The sequence below is a fragment of the Sphingobium sp. UBA5915 genome (assembly GCF_002431195.1).
Lineage (GTDB): Bacteria > Pseudomonadota > Alphaproteobacteria > Sphingomonadales > Sphingomonadaceae > Sphingobium > Sphingobium soli.
This window is the reverse complement of sequence record NZ_DJDV01000073.1, coordinates 1-16705: the sequence shown is the minus strand read 5'-3', so window position 1 is coordinate 16705 and position 16705 is coordinate 1. Positions and strand designations below refer to the sequence as shown.

At 63.3% G+C, this 16705-nt stretch carries 14 protein-coding genes; 6 read left to right on the top strand and 8 right to left on the bottom strand.

The features are described 5' to 3' along the window. Positions 1–417, top strand: a 417-nt coding sequence (locus B2V90_RS11945) for a VOC family protein (protein WP_293921426.1), incomplete at its 5' end; no start/stop codon positions are given. 153 nt (positions 418–570) lie between these two features. Here B2V90_RS11945 and B2V90_RS11940 read toward each other — a convergent pair. From B2V90_RS11940 to araD1, 6 genes are all read right to left on the bottom strand, one after another. Next, positions 571–3399 carry a TonB-dependent receptor gene (locus B2V90_RS11940; RefSeq protein WP_228220997.1) on the bottom strand — a complete coding sequence of 943 codons (2829 nt, stop codon included), beginning with the start codon at positions 3397–3399 and terminating at the stop codon, positions 571–573. Between the two features lie 251 nt (positions 3400–3650). Then, on the bottom strand, positions 3651–5078 hold the full coding sequence (locus tag B2V90_RS11935) for a glycoside hydrolase family 43 protein (RefSeq protein ID WP_228220996.1): 1428 nt from the start codon (positions 5076–5078) through the stop codon (positions 3651–3653). 33 nt (positions 5079–5111) lie between these two features. Further along, on the bottom strand, positions 5112–6143 hold the full coding sequence (locus B2V90_RS11930) for an arabinan endo-1,5-alpha-L-arabinosidase (RefSeq protein ID WP_228220995.1): 1032 nt from the start codon (positions 6141–6143) through the stop codon (positions 5112–5114). A gap of 103 nt (positions 6144–6246) precedes the next feature. After that, entirely contained in the window at positions 6247–7812 is a 1566-nt protein-coding gene (locus B2V90_RS11925) for an alpha-N-arabinofuranosidase (protein WP_228220994.1), read from the bottom strand. 21 nt (positions 7813–7833) lie between these two features. Next, the gene (locus B2V90_RS11920; protein WP_228220993.1) at positions 7834–8760 is read right to left on the bottom strand and encodes a Gfo/Idh/MocA family protein; all 927 of its coding nucleotides are present in this window, start codon (positions 8758–8760) and stop codon (positions 7834–7836) included. 5 nt (positions 8761–8765) lie between these two features. Beyond that, positions 8766–9758 (bottom strand): AraD1 family protein, encoded by a 993-nt coding sequence (gene araD1 / locus B2V90_RS11915; RefSeq protein ID WP_293921420.1) that lies wholly within the window; start codon positions 9756–9758, stop codon positions 8766–8768. Between the two features lie 185 nt (positions 9759–9943). On the opposite strand from araD1, the gene B2V90_RS11910 reads away from it, so the two are divergent. Continuing rightward, entirely contained in the window at positions 9944–10708 is a 765-nt protein-coding gene (locus tag B2V90_RS11910) for a FadR/GntR family transcriptional regulator (RefSeq protein WP_228220992.1), read from the top strand. A gap of 89 nt (positions 10709–10797) precedes the next feature. On the opposite strand, the gene B2V90_RS11905 is transcribed toward B2V90_RS11910, so the two are convergent. Then, positions 10798–12105: a sugar MFS transporter gene (locus B2V90_RS11905; RefSeq protein WP_228220991.1), complete on the bottom strand. Its 1308-nt coding sequence runs from the start codon at positions 12103–12105 to the stop codon at positions 10798–10800. Positions 12106–12229: 124 nt separating this feature from the next. On the opposite strand from B2V90_RS11905, the gene B2V90_RS11900 reads away from it, so the two are divergent. The 4 genes from B2V90_RS11900 (at position 12230) to B2V90_RS11885 (ending at position 15432) form a co-directional block, all read left to right on the top strand. After that, a complete protein-coding gene (locus B2V90_RS11900; protein ID WP_228220990.1) occupies positions 12230–13378 on the top strand; it encodes an aldose epimerase family protein in 1149 nt (382 codons plus the stop codon). Next, positions 13378–14235 carry an SMP-30/gluconolactonase/LRE family protein gene (locus tag B2V90_RS11895; protein ID WP_228220989.1) on the top strand — a complete coding sequence of 286 codons (858 nt, stop codon included), beginning with the start codon at positions 13378–13380 and terminating at the stop codon, positions 14233–14235. The genes B2V90_RS11900 and B2V90_RS11895 overlap by 1 nt, the downstream gene beginning before the upstream one ends. Before the next feature lie 358 nt (positions 14236–14593). Beyond that, the gene (locus B2V90_RS11890) at positions 14594–14755 is read left to right on the top strand and encodes a hypothetical protein (RefSeq protein ID WP_228220988.1); all 162 of its coding nucleotides are present in this window, start codon (positions 14594–14596) and stop codon (positions 14753–14755) included. An 83-nt stretch (positions 14756–14838) separates the two neighbouring features. Next, on the top strand, positions 14839–15432 hold the full coding sequence (locus B2V90_RS11885) for a nitroreductase family protein (RefSeq protein ID WP_228220987.1): 594 nt from the start codon (positions 14839–14841) through the stop codon (positions 15430–15432). 42 nt (positions 15433–15474) lie between these two features. Here B2V90_RS11885 and B2V90_RS11880 read toward each other — a convergent pair. Beyond that, on the bottom strand, positions 15475–16705 hold a 1231-nt coding region (locus B2V90_RS11880), incomplete at its 5' end, for an efflux transporter outer membrane subunit (RefSeq protein ID WP_293921412.1).

The window sequence follows — 16705 nt, the reverse complement described above, 5'->3', positions numbered from 1 at the left end:
GAAAGCCAGGACGACAAGAGCCAGATCGAGGAGTTCATCCGCGACTATCATGGCGAGGGTATCCAGCATCTCGCGCTCACGACCGACAATATCTATGACACGGTGGAAAAGCTGCGCGCGCGCGGCGTGCGGCTGCAGGATACGATCGAAACCTATTATGAACTGGTCGACAAGCGCGTGCCCGGCCATGGCGAGGATCTGGAACGCCTCCGCCGCAACCGCATCCTGATCGACGGCGATGTGGAGAGCGAGGGCATATTGCTCCAGATTTTCACGGAAAATATGTTCGGCCCGATCTTCTTCGAGATCATCCAGCGCAAGGGCAATGAAGGCTTTGGCAACGGCAATTTCCAGGCCCTGTTCGAAAGCATTGAACTCGACCAGATCCGCCGCGGGGTGATCAGCGTCGATAGCTGAGCGGGCCGATGCCGCCCGGCGAGCGGCCGGAGCGTGCGCAAAGCAACTTTCCGCCAAATAAAATGGCGGCCGGTCGGGGAATTGGAGAGACTTCCCGGACCGACCGCCATGGAGACAGGGCGCGGTGAGGAGACACCGCGCCCTGCCGGGCACTCAGTCGAATTTGAAGCGAACGCCCAAGGCGAAAGTGCGGTCGATCAGCAGCGTGCTACTGTTGAATTCCGTCGGATTGCCGACGTCGCCGAACTTATAGTAATTCTGCTGCTTGGCCTTGGTCAGATTGACGGCGTCGAAGGTGATGCCGATGTCGTCATTGACGTTCCAGGTCAGCTGGAAGTCCAAGCTCTTTTCCGGCGCGCGCCAGAAGCCGATCGGGTTCGCAAAAGACCGGCCTTCATTGTTGTTCAGGAAGCCCTTGCGCCAGATATAGGACAGACGCGCGCCGATCGGACCATTATCATAGGCGAGGGTCGCATTGTAGGAGAGCTTCGACACGCCGAAGAAGGCAGACTTGGTGGTGCCGGTGATCTCACCTGCGTTGTTGACGACCGGGATGGTCTGTTCGGAATCCAGGATCGTCGCGCTGCCCGTGAAGCCGAGGCCGTTTAATACGCTGGGCAGATAGGACGGGAAATAGGTCAGCCCCACTTCCAGCCCCTTGAGCGTCCCGTCGGAGGCATTGGCCGGACGCGTGATATTGAAGAATTCGGTATAGGTTTCGTTGCGCGGCAGATAGTTGTTCGGGATGAATTCGCGCACAGTCAGCGGGACGACCAGCCCGTCGATCTTGCGCTGGAACGCCGTCACATAAATCGCGCTGTTGCGTTCGAAATACCACTCGAGCGCCAAGTCCATATTCTTCGAATGCGTGGGCCGCAGATTGGCATTGCCCGCCGAACCCGTGCCGAAGCCGATACGCGACAGATCGCCGGTCAGCGAGAGATTTGGATTGAGATCGCCAAAGGCAGGACGGCGCAGCGTTTCCCCGTAATTGAAGCGAATGCGCAGATTGTCGGTGATATTGTAGCGCGCGGTGAAGGACGGCAGGAATTTCTCCGACCCCGTCGACACCGTCGTCCGGGCGAAATCATTGCCCCGATCGAAATAGTCGTACAGCGTGTCGATCGCGACGAAGCGCACGCCGGCCTGAAGCTGGAGCGGCCGCCCGAAAAGCTCCAACTCGCCATCCGCCAATATATAGGCGGCAAGGTTGGATTCGTTGATGCTGAACACGCGCCCGAACGTCATCTGGTCCGATAGCAGAAGGCCCGGCTCGACGGCGCGATACAGCTGACGAACGGCGTCCTTGTTCATGCTGCGCGGATCGGCCAGCACCCAGCTGGTGGGTATGTCGGCGCGGCCATCGAAGAAACCGCTATTGGTGAAGGGCGTGCCTTCGCCAAAGGCGTCCAGAGTCACCCCCAGCCCGCCGGCGCCCTGATCGCGGACGAAGCTGTCGGCCTTGCGATCATCGTAGCGGAAGCCCGCTTTGATGCGGCGCAGGAAGCCTTCGTCCCACTTATATTCGCCATCCAGCATGAGCGTAAGCGCGCTGCCGGTATTCTTGGTGCCGCTGTCGAACAGGTTGCCAACGGTCCACTGGCTCGCGTCCGTCAGCACATCCTGATTGCCGAAGCTGTAGGCGGGCAAGCCACCCCCGGCATTGAAATCGACATCCAGATCAAGCGGACCGCGATCGGTGCGGATGGCGAAGAAGGAGGTTTCGTTCTTGCTGTCCTGATAGGCGACGTCAGCGGAAATCTTACCTTGCGAGCCGACGTCCCATTTCGCGTTCAGGGCATAGACATAGCTGTCCGTGCGATTGGTTGCCATGTCGCCGCTGTTGAAGCCGGCGACCGAGCCCATCCGGCGCGACTTGATGATGTTCGTGCCGTCATACAGCTCGAAGCTGTTCGCCACGTCGGCCGGCAGGTCGCCCCACCAGTCGGCGAAGCTGAAGTGCAGGCTGTTGAATGTTTCGCCGCGGAAGCCGGTGTAGAAGACTTCGGCGGTGTAGACCGAGCTGTCATTGGGCGCCCATTGCAGCGCGGCGTTGATCGATGGCCGCTCGCGCTTGCCGTAGAGGTCCGACGCGATGACGGCGTCGCGCGAGAGATAATAGGGTGTCTCGACGCCATTGATGTTAAGCGTGGAGCCCGGCGCGGTAGGCAGGCCAGCATCGAGGCCCGGCGTCCAGTTCTGGTTGCGATCGCCCGGGAAGATGCGCTCAAGCGGAGTGAGGCCAGATCCTTCTGGCGGATTTTCCGTCGCGAACGGCACCATCGCGCCGGCCTGGAGATTCTGGTTGCGATATTCAGCGCGGGTGAAGCTGGCATTCACCAGGATGCCGATGTCGCCGATCCCGGTTTCCCAACGATCGCTGACCAGCAGCGCCACGTTGGGGTTCACCTTGTCCGCCAGTTCGGAATAAATGCCGCGCGCGAGACCGGAGATGGTGAAGCCATCAAAGTCGAGCGGGCGACGGGTCTGCACGTCGATCTGGCCGGCCAGGCCGGTTTCCAGCTGGTCGGCCGAACGGGTCTTGTACACGTCGACACGGCTGACAAGGTTCGCCGAAATATCCTGGAGCGCGAAGGAGGTGCCTGCTGCTGTGAAGATATTGCGGCCATTGAGGGTGGTAAGCGGATCCGTCAGGCCACGAATGGTGATCGTCGCTGTCTCGCCACCCGCACGATCGGTGACCTGGATGCCGGTCACGCGCTGAAGCGCTTCGACAACATTATTGTCGGGCAGCTTGCCGACATCTTCCGACACGATCGAATCGACGATCTGCGTTGATTCCCTGCGGACATTCAGCGCACCCACGATCGACGCGCGCACGCCGGTCACGACGATTTCGTTGACCTCATCGTCCGCCTGCGGCGCGGCGGCGGAGTCGGGCACGGTCTGCGCCTGCGCGGCACCCGCCAGCATCAGCGCAACCATGGATGTGGAACCAAAAATGACGGACTTCAAAGCCATCGGATATCCTCCCCAAGGGGCCGGCGCATACGCCATGCCCATGTTTCGATTACTCCGACTAATTATTGCTCCGACAAATGAAGCGCAAGCGGAAAATCGGCCCACTATGTAGGATGGCCTGGGTCAGTGACATTTATGCTGCATATTGGGCTGAAAGCGGGACGGAAGACCGCACAACTATGTAAAAAGCCGGCGACCTTTGGGACCGCCGGCATTCTGAACAATGGCCTTTTGTCTGACTTAGTGGATTGTCAGTCCGCCCGCCAATAGGCGGAACTGTCGCGGCTGGCAACGAGGGCGACCTGGCCATCGACCATGCCGATGGCCTTGCCCGGTGCGCCGACGGCGGCGAACCGCAGCAGGCCCTGCCCCTTTTCCTCCAGGCGCACAAACTGGCTACGCAGCGAAAAGTCCGCGCTCTTGCTGTCGGGTTGCAGCGTCACGGTGCCATCCTTGGCAGCGACCAGATAATGGTCCGGCATGAGAATGGGCGATAGCATGATGCTGTCCTTGCCGGCGCGACCCTTCGTCTGGCGGAACTGCGTTTGCGCCAGCGATGGGTTGCCGCCGGTCAGGCGCGTGCCTTCATGCGCCAGCAACGCGGCCGGGTTCGCGGCGGACACGAAGCGCTCGGGCAGGGGGCCATTGCCCACCGGCACGCCGAAATCGGGCGTGCCATCGGCCGTATAATAGAGGCGCTGGACCCGGGTATGGCGGTCCGGATTGAAGAGCGGGTCGCCCTTGATCTCCTCATAGTCACGGCCGTGATAGACCAGCATGTCGCGGCCCTGTTCGTCGACCGTAAAGCTGTTATGGCCGGGGCCATAGACGCTGGTCTTAGAATTGGTGACGAACACCGGCTGCCTGGACTTGGTCCAGCTTTTGGGGTCCATCAGATCGGCATTTTCGTCGGCGGTCAGCAGCCCCAGGCAATAGCGCGCATCGGTCGCGCTGGCCGAATAGGTCATGAACAGGCGGCCATTGCGATGAAGGATCGCGGGCGCCTCCGCCACCTTGTAGCCGCGCACTTCCCAGTCGAGCGTCGGGATGGTGAGCCGCGCGGGTTGGGCGCTGAACGTCAGCGGCGTCTTCATCGGCGCGATATAGAGATTGGAATTGGTGTCGATGCCGGGTTCGCGCTGCGCCCAGGCCATGTAACGCACGCCCTTGTGGACGAAGATGGTGGAATCGAGATTGAAGCTGTCCCACGGCGTTTGCAATTCGCCCAAGACGCGCCATTTGCCGGTCATGGGATCGGCGCCGTTGCACACTACCGCATAAGTACGGATGCGGAACACGTCGTCCCCGCCGCCGCTCGGGCCAGCGGCGAAATACATATACCAAACGCCGTCGATCTGATGCAGTTCGGGCGCCCAGAGGAAGCCGGAGCGCGGCCCGCTGGCTTCATGCCGCCACAGCACCGCTTCCTTGGCTGTCGCAAGACCGGCGATGGTCTTGGAGCGGCGCAGAACAAGCCGGTCATATTCAGGCACGGAGCCGGTCATGTAATAATAGCCGTCTTCGTGACGGAAAATCTGCGCATCGGCGCGGTTCTTGACCAGTGGGTTGACGGGCACCGGGGCGGCGGCGTCGGCCTTGGCCGCACGCACTGCGGCCGGCGCTGCCGACAGGGCGGCAGCGCTACCGATGAAGCCGCGACGGGACAGGGCGAAAGACATCAGGTTTCTCCGGTTAAGTCAGACTAATAAGGATCAATATTGTGCCACGGGCCATCCGTCAGCCCCCCATGTCACCGGCGCGATGCGCAGGGTCGGCGCGCCGTCCGCCTGTTTGTCATAGGCGTGATAGACGACATAGTCCTTGCCGTCCGTGTCATGCAGCCAGCCGGCATGACCCGGGCCGCGCCAGCGCTGCTGTTCCTGAAGATCGGCGCGCAGGAAGATGGTTCCGCCCCCTTCCATTAGCTTGCTGCCATCCCTCCCCACATAGGGGCCCGTGATCTCCTTCGATCGGCCGATCACGGTATAATATGTGCTGTTCACGCCCTTGCAGCAATAATCATAGCTGACCATCAGCCAGTAATAACCGCCATGGTCGATAATGAAGGGCGCTTCCACCGGAGCAGGGCCTCCGGCTGGAGCCGGGCGGCGGGCGATGCTGATGGGCCTGGCCTCCGGATCCTTGGGCTTGCCGGTTTTCGGGTCGAGCTCGAACAGCTTTATGCCGGTCCAGAAACTGCCCAGCGTCAACCAGTGACGTCCTTGCCGGTCGATGATGAAATTGGGGTCGATGGCGTTGTAATCATCTTCCTTCGTCGACAGGACCACCATCCCTTCGTCGCGCCAGCCATAGTCGGGCGAGGCGCGATCCAGCGTCTTTGAGGTGGCAAGGCCGATCGCCGACCGGTTGGAGCCGAAGGTCGAGACCGAATAATAGAGGCGATAGCGACCATCGACGAAGCTGATGTCGGGCGCCCACATGCCGTTGCTGCCTGGAATCGCCTGACTTGCCCAGGCGGGCAGGGCAGTGAAGACGGGGTCGCCGGCTTTCCAGTGGACAAGGTCGGTGGAGGTGCGCGTTTCGATCAGTCGCTTGCCGTGGCCAGTGCTGAACACATGATAGATGCCGCCTTCGCGGATGATGACCGGGTCATGGGTTGGCGTAAGGTCGCCCGCCAAGCGGCTGTTGAGCGATGCGTCGGCGGCATCGGCGGAGGATTGCGCGCAGGCCGGCGCGGCGAGAAGGGCAAGGCCCGCCCAGGCGCAGAGGATCGATCGGACCATGGCGGCCTCTCCTTCATTCAGATGCGTGCTGCCGCCCCGCCATGGAGCGGCGACAAAGGGGATGGAGCGGGCGGCGATTCCACCCTCCGCCCGCTCCAAACTGTCATTGCAGGTCGAGCACCACGACCGATTTGGGCGGCAGGGTGACGCTGAGCGTGCCGCCGCTGACCTGCGCCCCGGTGAACGGCGCGGGCTTGATCGTTTCAGGCGCATCGAAGCTGTTGTGCGCATTCATCGCCGACGCCGTCAGGATGCGGCCGGCCACCGTCGCGGCGTTGAGGCCGTCCAGCTTCACCGTCACTGTGTTGGGCTGGTTCGGGTCCAGGTTGGACAGGCCGACATGCACCTTGCCGTCCTTGCCACGCACGGCCGAACCGCTCACTGCCGGCATGGTGAATTGCCCCTTGCCATACCATGGCGTGTCAAGCTCGATCGGCAGCACAGTCGCGTCCTGCCACGGCTTGTACATTTCGAAGACATGATAGGTGGGAGTCAGCACCATCTTCTTGCCGTCGGTCAGGATCATTGCCTGAAGCACATTCACCATCTGTGCGATGGCGGTCATTCGTACGCGGTCGGCATGCTTGGCGAAAATGTCGAGATGGACCGAGGCGACCAGCGCGTCGCGCAGCGTATTCTGCTGGCGCAGGAAGCCGGGATGCGTGCCGGGGTCTTGCGCATACCAGGTGCCCCATTCATCGACCGCCAGGAAGACCCGCTTCTTGGGGTCATATTTGTCCATGATCGCGACATGCTTGGTGATCAGCTCGTCCATATGGACGGCCTTGGCCAGGGTGTCGGCCCATTCGGTCTCGCCGAAATTGACCGGATCGGCCTTGGGAGGCCAGCCGCCCTGGGGCAGAGTGTAATAATGGAGCGAAAGCGCGTCCAGCTGGTCGGCCGCGACCCGCATCATCGTTTCGGTCCAGTTATAATCATCGACATTGGCGCCGGCCGCAATCTTCAGGATTTTCGTGCCGCGCGGGGCCTTGATAAAAGTGGCGTAACGGCGGGTCACGTCGGCGGCATATTCGGCGCGCATATTGCCGCCGCAGCCCCATAGTTCATTGCCGATGCCGAAATAGGGCACCGCATAGGGTTCCTTGTGCCCGTTCTTCGCGCGCTCTTCCGCCAGGGTGCCGGCGGGCGCAGTCATATATTCGACCCACTCGGCCATTTCCTGTGGCGTGCCGTTGCCGACATTGCCCGCGACATAGGCTTCCGCCCCCACCTGACGCAGCAATTCGAAAAATTCGTCGGTGCCCACGCTGTTGGGCTCGGTCACGCCGCCCCAATGGGTGTTGACCTTGACCGGGCGCTTCGCCTTGGGACCGACGCCTTCGCGCCAGTGATATTCGTCGGCGAAACAGCCGCCGGGCCAGCGGATGACCGGGACCGACAGGTTGCGCAGCGCCGCGACGACGTCATTGCGAAAGCCGTTGGTGTTGGGGATGGATTTGTCATTGCCGACCCACAGGCCGCCGTAGATGCCATTGCCCAGATGTTCGGCAAACTGGGTGAAGATCCGTCGGTCATAGACCGGGCCGGGCGTGTCGGCGTGGATGGTCGCACTGGTCGGCGTGCCGTCGGTGTCGGCAATGGCCGGGGCCACCAGCGCGCTCGTCGCCAGCAGCAGCGCGGCGGTCGCGCGGCGCAAATAACTGATCATGTCGGTCCTCTCCTGTTGCAATCAGTCGTGAAAAGGGTCGGTGGTCTCGCGGCGGCCACGCAGGAAGGCGTCGGCGACCAGCCGTAGCGGCGCTGTATCGACGTCGCTGCGGCCGCCACGGATCAGCGTGGAAAAGCGGCTGTAGAGTCCTGCATATTCGATATCTTCGCCATGTTCGGTCCCGCTGGGCAGGGTCAGCACCGCGCCGCCCTGACTGAGCCTGAGCGCGCCGGCATCGGTATCCACGACAATGTCCCAGCTTTGCGGTCCGGTCTGCCGCCAGTCGAGATCCATATGGATCGGCGCGCCCGCCGTGTCGCGAAAGGCGATGTCGGCGGCGATCGGCGCGGCGCGGTTTCCCGGCAGCACCAAAGTCGCGTCCTTCAGGAAGAAGGGGCGGGGCAATATGTGCGTGACGATGGAGAGGGCGTTGATGCCGGGGTCGAACACGCCAAGCCCGCCCGGCTGCCAGATCCATGCCTGCCCCGGATGCCAGACGCGCACATCCTCCCGCCAGACGATCGACACCTTGTCGATGCGGCGCTCGGCCAGCCAGGCGCGGGCGGGGGCGACGCCGGCGGCAAAACGGCTGTGCCATGCCGCGAACAGCGTCGCGCCGACCTTGTCCGCCTGGGTTTTCAGCGCCTCCACCTCGGCCAGGGTCGCGCCGGGCGGCTTTTCCAGGAAGACATGCGCGCCGCGACCGAGGGCCTGCGCGGCCAGATCATAGCGGACTTGCGGCGGGGTGCAGAGGGCGACCGCATCCACCGCCGGCCCCTGCGCCAGCAACGCATCCAGACTGGCATGATGGGGCACGCCGGGCAGGCCCGCATCATGCGGGCTGACGGTTGCAGCCAGGCTGAACGCACCATTGCCCCGGATGGCCGGCACATGCTGGTCACGCGCGATCTTGCCGATGCCGACGATCGCGATGCGGATCGGGTCCATCTCGCTCAGAGCGTCTTGACGGCGACCTGGACAGGTGCGGCGCGCTTCAGTTCGTTGCGCACCGGCAGGGTGAAGGGCGCGGCGAGAATTTCGAACACATCGCCTTCCTGGCATGCCACGCCGTCGCTGAAGGACAGGGTGGCGGTGCCGAAGAAATGGACGTGAACGTCGCCGGCGCGGCGAAACAGGTCATATTTGAAGTGATGATGTTCCAGATTGGCAAAGCTGTGCGACATGTTGCCCTCGCCGGACAGGAAGGGCTTTTCCCAGATCACTTCGCCATTGCGCAGGATGCGGCTTGCCCCCTCGATATGTTCGGGCGGCTTGCCGACCAGCAATTCCGGACCCAGCGAGGCCTGGCGCAGCTTGCTATGGGCAAGCCAGAGATAATTGTGTCGTTCGGTGACATGGTCGGAAAATTCATTGGCGAGCGCCAGCCCCAGTCGGTGAGGCGTGCCATCCTCGCCGATCAGGTAGATGCCAGCCAGTTCCGGTTCCTCACCGCCATCCTGGGCGAAGGCGGGCATGGTGAAGGGGGCGCCGGGATCGACCAGTTGCGACCCGTCCCCTTTGTAGAACCATTCGGGCTGTTGTCCGACTTCGCCGTCCGCAGGCTTGCCGCCTTCCAGACCTTCGAGAAACATGCGCATGGAATCGGTCTGTTTTTCCGCCGCAGCGGCTTCGCGATGCATCTTGTCGCGGCCTTCGGCCGAGCCGAGATGGGTAAGGCCGGTGCCGGTCATCAGCAGGTGGGCGCCGTCATCATGATCGATCGGCGCAAGCAGCCTGCCGGCTTCATATTCCGCTGCGATATCGATCGCACTGCCCTGACCGGCGTCGGTGACCGCCTGCGCCAGATCGATGCCCTGCGCGATCGCATGGAGCGCCAGTGCGCGGATGCTGGCGAAGCCGGGGACAAGATAGGCGGTATCGCCCTGTGCAGCGATGACGGCGCGCTCGCCCGAATCCGAACGATGCTGCAACAGACGCAATGACATGAACACTCTCCTCCCGCGCGCCCTGCCGGCGCTGGATCCGACGAAATAGCTGCTGCCCGCGCGACGATATGTCGCTCAGGCGATGAAGCTCAATTACTCCGACATATTGCAAGGCGATGGCAAAGGCAATGATTGTATTTTAGAGGGAACTATGCCTCAAAGGATCAAGGTGGGGAGGAGCCCGAATGGTGAAAGAAAGTCCGTCGTTGCGAGCGGAAGAGGCGACTGGCAACGGCAAGGACCGGGCGACGCGGGGGCCGGGTCGTCGGCTGCACGGCGCGATCGCGCACAAGCTGGGCACCGCGATCTTGTCGGGGCAATATCAACCCGGAGACACCTTATCGGGCGAAGTCGCTTTTGCCGAGGAGTTGGAAGTGTCGCGCAGCGCCTATCGCGAGGCGATCCAGGTGCTGACCGCCAAGGGGCTGGTCGAAAGCCGGCCCAAGGCCGGGACGCGCGTCCTGCCGCGCACACGCTGGAACCTGCTGGATCCCGATGTTCTGGCCTGGGCCTTTGCCGGGGAGCCTGACATCCAGTTCGTGCGCGACCTGTTTGAATTGCGCGCCATCGTCGAGCCGGCCGCGGCCCGGCTGGCGGCGCAGCGGCGTGACAAGGATGACCTCAAGCTCATGAAGGACGCGCTCGCCGCGATGCGTCGTCATACGCTGGCGACCGACGCCGGCCGCGCGGCCGACCGTGATTTTCACAATGCGATCCTCAACGCCACGCGCAATGACGCACTGCTGGTGCTCACGGCCAGTATCGGTGCGGCGGTCAATTGGACGACCCAGTTCAAGCAGCGCGCGCGCGCCCTGCCGCGCAATCCCATTCCCGATCATGTTCGCGTCTATGACGCCATCGTCGCGGGCGACCCGAAGGCGGCGGCCGAGGCGATGGGCGTACTGGTCGATCTCGCGCTCGAAGACACGGCGAGCGCGATGGAGCGATAAGGCGCACAGAAAGCAGAACGCAAAAAAGGGCCGGCGCATATCCCAAGCGCCGGCCCTTTTCCTGTCCGATGGTGCGACCCCTCGGCTCGTTACGCGTCGATTTGCTGGTCCGGCAGCGCGTTGGTCGTCTTCGACCCCCAAAGCGCGTAGAAGAGCACATAGAGTTCGCAGGCGGCGGTCAGCAGGAAGCTGGTCTGCAGACCATAATGATCGGCCAGCCAACCCTGCACCACCACCAGCGCGCCGCCGGCGATCGCCATGATGAGGAGGCCCGATCCTTCTTCGGTCAGCGGGCCAAGCCCCTTGATGCCGAGCGTGAAGATGGTCGGGAACATGATCGAGTGGAACAGGCCGACCAGGATCAGCGACCACATGGCGATGGGGCCTGTAGTGAACACCGTAACCAGCATCACGATGAACGCGCCGATCGAGAAGGCGGCGAGGACATGGCCGGCATCGAAGCGCTGCATGATCGCGGAACCCGCAAAGCGGCCGACCATCATGCCGCCCCACAGGAAGGTCAGGTAATTGCCGGCCTGTTCATGGGTCAGGTTGGCGATCTGCGGCTGGCTGACGAAATTAATGAACAGATTGGCGACGCCGATTTCCGCGATCAGGTAGATGAAGATTGCGGGAATACCGAACACCAGATTGCGGTGCTTCCACAGCGAATGTTTCTTGCGTTCTTCCTTGTTGTGGCGCTGCGTCGCATTGCCCATGGCGGGCAGGGGGAAGCGGGCGATGACCACGGCCAGCACGGTCAGCACGATGGCGACCAGCACATAGGGCAGGATGACCGACTGCGCATCGGCGAGCCGCTCGGCCTGGGTCAGGACGACTTCGCCCTGCGCGGTGCCGCCCTTGGACCGGCCAAGGATCAGATAGGCCCCGAACATCGGCGCCAGCATCGTGCCAGCCGAATTCATTGCTTGCACAAGGTTAAGGCGTGAGGAGGCGGTTTCGGGCTTGCCCACGACCGCGACATAGGGGTTGGCCGCGACCTGAAGCAAAGTGATGCCGCTAGCGATCACGAACAGCATGATCAGCGTGACGCCATAGGAAGGAATGGACGCCGCCAGCGTCATGCCGAGTGCGCCCGCCGCCATGATCAACAGGCCGATCACCATCGACTTCTGATAACCGACGCGTTCGATCAGCTTGGCCGATGGGATGGACGCGAAGAAATAGGCGATGAACCAGACCGATTCGATCAGCGTCGTCTGGGTGTAGCTCAGATCAAACACGCTGCGCAGATGCGGCAGCAATGTGTTGTTGATGACGGTGATGAAGCCCCACATGAAAAAGAGGCTGGCGAGCAGCGCGAGCGCGGGGCCGTAGCGCGTGCCGGGATTATGCGTTGCGGCCGGCGCAGCGCCAGACGAGATCGGTCCTGCCATTCATCCTTCTCCAGTGCAGTTCCAGGCGGCGGGCGACCGATCAAGGGTTGCGCACGCCAATTTTGTCGGAGTATATCCCGCGAAACCGCCCGTCAATGGGCGCGCGTCACCGGGAGGAAGTCCAATGCGAAAGGTCGTCACGTTGAAAACAGCGTTGTCATATGCGCTCGCCCTCAGCCTCGCAAGCGGAACAGCGCTTGCCGCCGAAGCGAGCCGCGCGCCGGCCGGAACGATCGACGGCGCGGCCATTGAAACGCTGACGCTGACCAACGGTCAGGGCGTGACGGCGAAAATCCTGACCTATGGCGCGACGCTCCAGTCGCTGATGGCGCCGGGCAAGGACGGGCAGAGCATGGATGTGCTACTCGGCTATGACGACGCCAAGGATTATGCCGACCATCCCAATTATTTCGGCGTCACCGTCGGCCGCTACGCCAACCGTATCGCCGGCGGCAAATTCAGCCTGGACGGCAAGGCCTATCAGCTGCCGGTAAACGACAATGACGTCAATTCGCTGCACGGCGGCGGCAAGGGCTTTGACAAGCAGGTTTGGAAGGTCGTGTCGGTCAAGAGCGGCCCGACCGCCAAGGCGGTGCTGGCGCTCACCAGTCCCGATGGCGATGCGGGCTATCCCGGCAAGCTGGACGTGACCGTCACCTACACGCTGGACGAAAGCGGTAATCTGGGCATCGCCTTCGACGCGAAGACCGACAAGCCGACCATCGTCAACATGACCAACCACGCCATCTTCAACCTGGCGGGCGAAGGGTCGCCCGAAGGGGCGCTGGGTCATGTATTGACCATTCCCGCCAAGGCCTTCACGCCGGTTGACGCCAACCTCATCCCGACGGGCGAATTGAAGCCGGTCGACGGCAGCGTGTTCGACTTCCGCATGCCTCGTCGCGTTGCTGATGGCATTCGCGACGGCCGCGACCAGCAGATCGTCTATGGCCGGGGCTATGACCATAATTGGGCGCTCGACAAGGGCGCGACCCGGACGCCCGAACTGGCCGCGCGGCTGGAAGACCCGGTGTCGGGCCGGGTGCTTGAAGTGCTGACGACCGAGCCGGGCGTGCAGTTCTACGCTGGCAACTTCCTCGACGGAACGCTGGTCGGCAAGGGCGGTCATCTCTACCGGATGGGGGATGGCATTGCGCTGGAGCCGCAGAAATTCCCCGACGCGCCGAACAAGCCATCCTTCCTGTCGGCGCGGGTCGATCCGGGCAAGCCCTATCACCACCAGATGATCTATCGGCTGTCGGTGAAGCGCTGATGTCGCAATGGCGGATGATTGCGCGGGAAGGCGCGGACATATTGGGGGAGGGGACATTGTGGTCGGCGCGGGGAAACGCCGTCTACTGGGTCGACATCCTCGCCCCGGCGCTCAACCGCCTGTCGCTCGATGACGGGGCTGTCACCCGCATTGCTATGCCGGAACCGCTCGGCTGGCTGGCGGAACGGCAGGCGGGCGGTTTCATAGCCGGCTTTCAGAGCGGCTTTGCCGCGCTAACGCTCGACCCGCTGACGATTGATCCCATCGGCGACCCCGAACCGCACTTTCCGGGAAACCGGATGAACGACGGCAAGGCCGACCGCCAGGGCCATATCTGGTGCGGTACGATGGACATGGCCGAAGAGCATGATCGCGGTTCGCTTTACCGCTTTGCGCCCGATCACAGCTGGACCGTCATCGACAGCGAATATCGGGTGCCCAATGGCCCCTGTTTCTCGCCCTGCGGCCAATGGCTCTATCACAGCGACACGGCAAAGCGGCAGATATACCGCCTCCGCCGGACGGAGGAGGGGGCCACGGATCGCGAACCGTTCATCCAGTTCGCGGAGGTGGATGGCTATCCCGATGGCATGACCGTCGATGCCGAAGGCCATATCTGGGTGGCGCATTGGGGTGGTAGCCGGGTCAGCCGCTTCACCCCTGATGGCCGGTTGGACCGCGCGATCGCCCTGCCGGCACGGCAGGTGACCAATATCTGCTTTGCCGGCCCTGATCTCGATCGAATGTTCGTCAGTTCCGCGACTGTCGGGTTGGACGATCCTTCCGAGTATGATGGCGGCTTTTTTGAGGTCGACTGCGGCGTGAAGGGCTTGCCCACGCATTTGTTCGCCGGCTGAAAGAGCGCGAAATTTCATAGGGAAGGGGGGAGCGGTGGGCCTTGGCACACGCGCTCCCTTTCTCATTCCATTCAAAGCCAATCAGCCCACTTGCATTTGCCGGGAAATGCCTTTAACAAGCGAGGACAACGTTGTCATTGCCCCTCCAAGGCAGATGATGTTGCGCCCGGACAGCCCTTGGCGAACTGCACGCGTCCAAAGGCTGTCCGGGTCGATGTCTCCCTTGTCCCGATATACCGTCATTTTAGCGGCGAAGTGCTGCACGCAAGCATTTCTGTCCGCGCGGCGAACATTGCTTGTCCGGTTTATCTCTATCATAATGATAGTAAGCCGCGACGAGTCGGCGCTAAGGAGAGCTATGAACGATATTGAGTCCGAGGTGCCACTATCCTGGTGGACCCGCCTGACCCAGGCCCTGATCCGCGACCCTGCGATCACCTTGCTGGATACCCATGACGCTGAACATGACGCGGAGGACATGCGGCGCGCGTCGTCGCGTTTCGGGGAAAGCATCGGTTAAACGCTGCGTTGCCAAATAAATGCTTCGTTCCCGCGCGAGACCCGGGCATGAATGGCGTAACTTCCACCATCATGAGGCATATCATGGCCACAGACCCGCGCGCCGTCACTCGCCCCGTCGATCCCCTTTTGCTGGAGCGCTGGTCGCCGCGCGCTTTCGATGGCTCGGCAATGCCGCAGGCCGATCTAGATACATTGTTCGACGCCGCGCGCTGGGCCCCGTCGGCCTCCAATTATCAGCCCTGGCGGTTCCTGTACGCGCATCGCGATAGCGCCGATTGGCCGCGTTTCCTGGATCTGCTGGTGCCGGGTAACAGCGTTTGGGCGAAAGAGGCATCAGTGCTCATGATGCTGTTGTCTGACACGCTTACCGCCGCGCCGGGGTCCACCGACTGGACGCCCTCGCATAGCCATAGTTTCGATGCGGGTGCGGCATGGCTGGCGCTGGCGCTTCAGGCGACGCGCATGGGCTATCATACTCATGCGATGGCGGGGGTCGATTTTGACCGCGCCCGCATCGAACTCGCCGTACCAGACCGCTTTCGCCTGGAAGCCGCCGTTGCCATCGGCCGGCGTGCGGACAAGGCGATCCTGCCCGACCATCTGCAGGCGCGCGAAACGCCGAGCGGTCGCAAGCCGATCGAGGAATTCGCCTTCGCCGGCAATTTTCGCGACTGATATCGGAGACGAAGGCGGGGTTTGTTGCCCCGCCTTCTTGGGTTAGCCTTCCCTCCAGCCGCCACCCAGTGCGCGGAACAGGTCGACCTGGGCGAAGGCGACGTTGCGGTTCGCGCTGGCGAGGTCCGCGTCGGCGGCAGCCTGGGTGCGCAGCGCATCGAGAACGGTCAGGAAGTCGATCCGTCCCTCGCGCTGGCGGGCGGTGCTGATGCGCGCCGCGCGGGCGGCCTCATCCCGCGCGGTTTGTAGCGCGGCGCGGCGTGACAGCGCCTGAGCGTAATTGGACAGCGCCGTTTCCGTTTCCTCCAGCGCGCGCAGGACGGTGCCGTCGAAGCTGGCGAGCGCGACGTCGCCGTCGGCGCGCGCTGCGGCGATCCGCGCGCGATTAGCCTCCTGATTGGGGAAAGCCCAACTGATGAGCGGGCCCAGCAGCCAGTTGAGCGGGCCGCCGCCAAACAGGTCGCCGCCGCCAATGGCCGTCGTACCGACCGACCCGCCCAGCGTAATGCGGGGGTAGAGATCGGCCGTCGCCACGCCGATCCGTGCCGTGTCGGCCGCCAGCCGTCGTTCCGCCGCCCTCACGTCGGGCCGTCGCGCCAGCAGTGCGCGGCCGTCGCCGACCGGAATCGGCTGCGTCAGGTCGGGCGTCTGCCGCGCCGTCCGCACCGCGTCCGGCAGGTCCTGCGGCGTGCGGCCGGTCAATGTGGCAAGGCGGAACAGGGCGGCGTTGCGGTCGGCCTCCAGCGACGGGATGAGCGCGGCTTGCTGATCGCGCAGCGACGTCACCCGCACCACGTCCAGCCGGTCCGATCGGCCGACGTCAAAGCGCGCCTGGGTGATGCGTAAAGACCGGTCGAGCAAATCCACCGTCTGACGGGCAACAGCGATCCGTTCGGCCGAGGCGGTGGCGTCGACATAGGCGCGCACCGTATCGGCCACCACCGCGACCCGCACGGCATCGGCGTCGGCCGCGGCCGCTGCGGCATCGCCACGCGCCGCCTCGATCGACCGTTTGACCCGGCCGAACAGATCGACCTCATAGGCGACGTCCAGCCCCATATCGATGGTCCAGTTTTCCCGGTCCATGCCGGGCAGTGTTTGCGCCTGGGACACGCGGCCATAGGTCGGCGATCCGCTGAGCGTGGTGCTGGGCAAGCGGTTGGACCGCGCACCGCGCAGCTGGGCGCGGGCGCGCTCCAGCCGGGCGACCGCGACGCGGATGTCGGTATTGGCCGCCAGCGCATCGCGCACCAGCGTGTCGAGCAGCGGATCG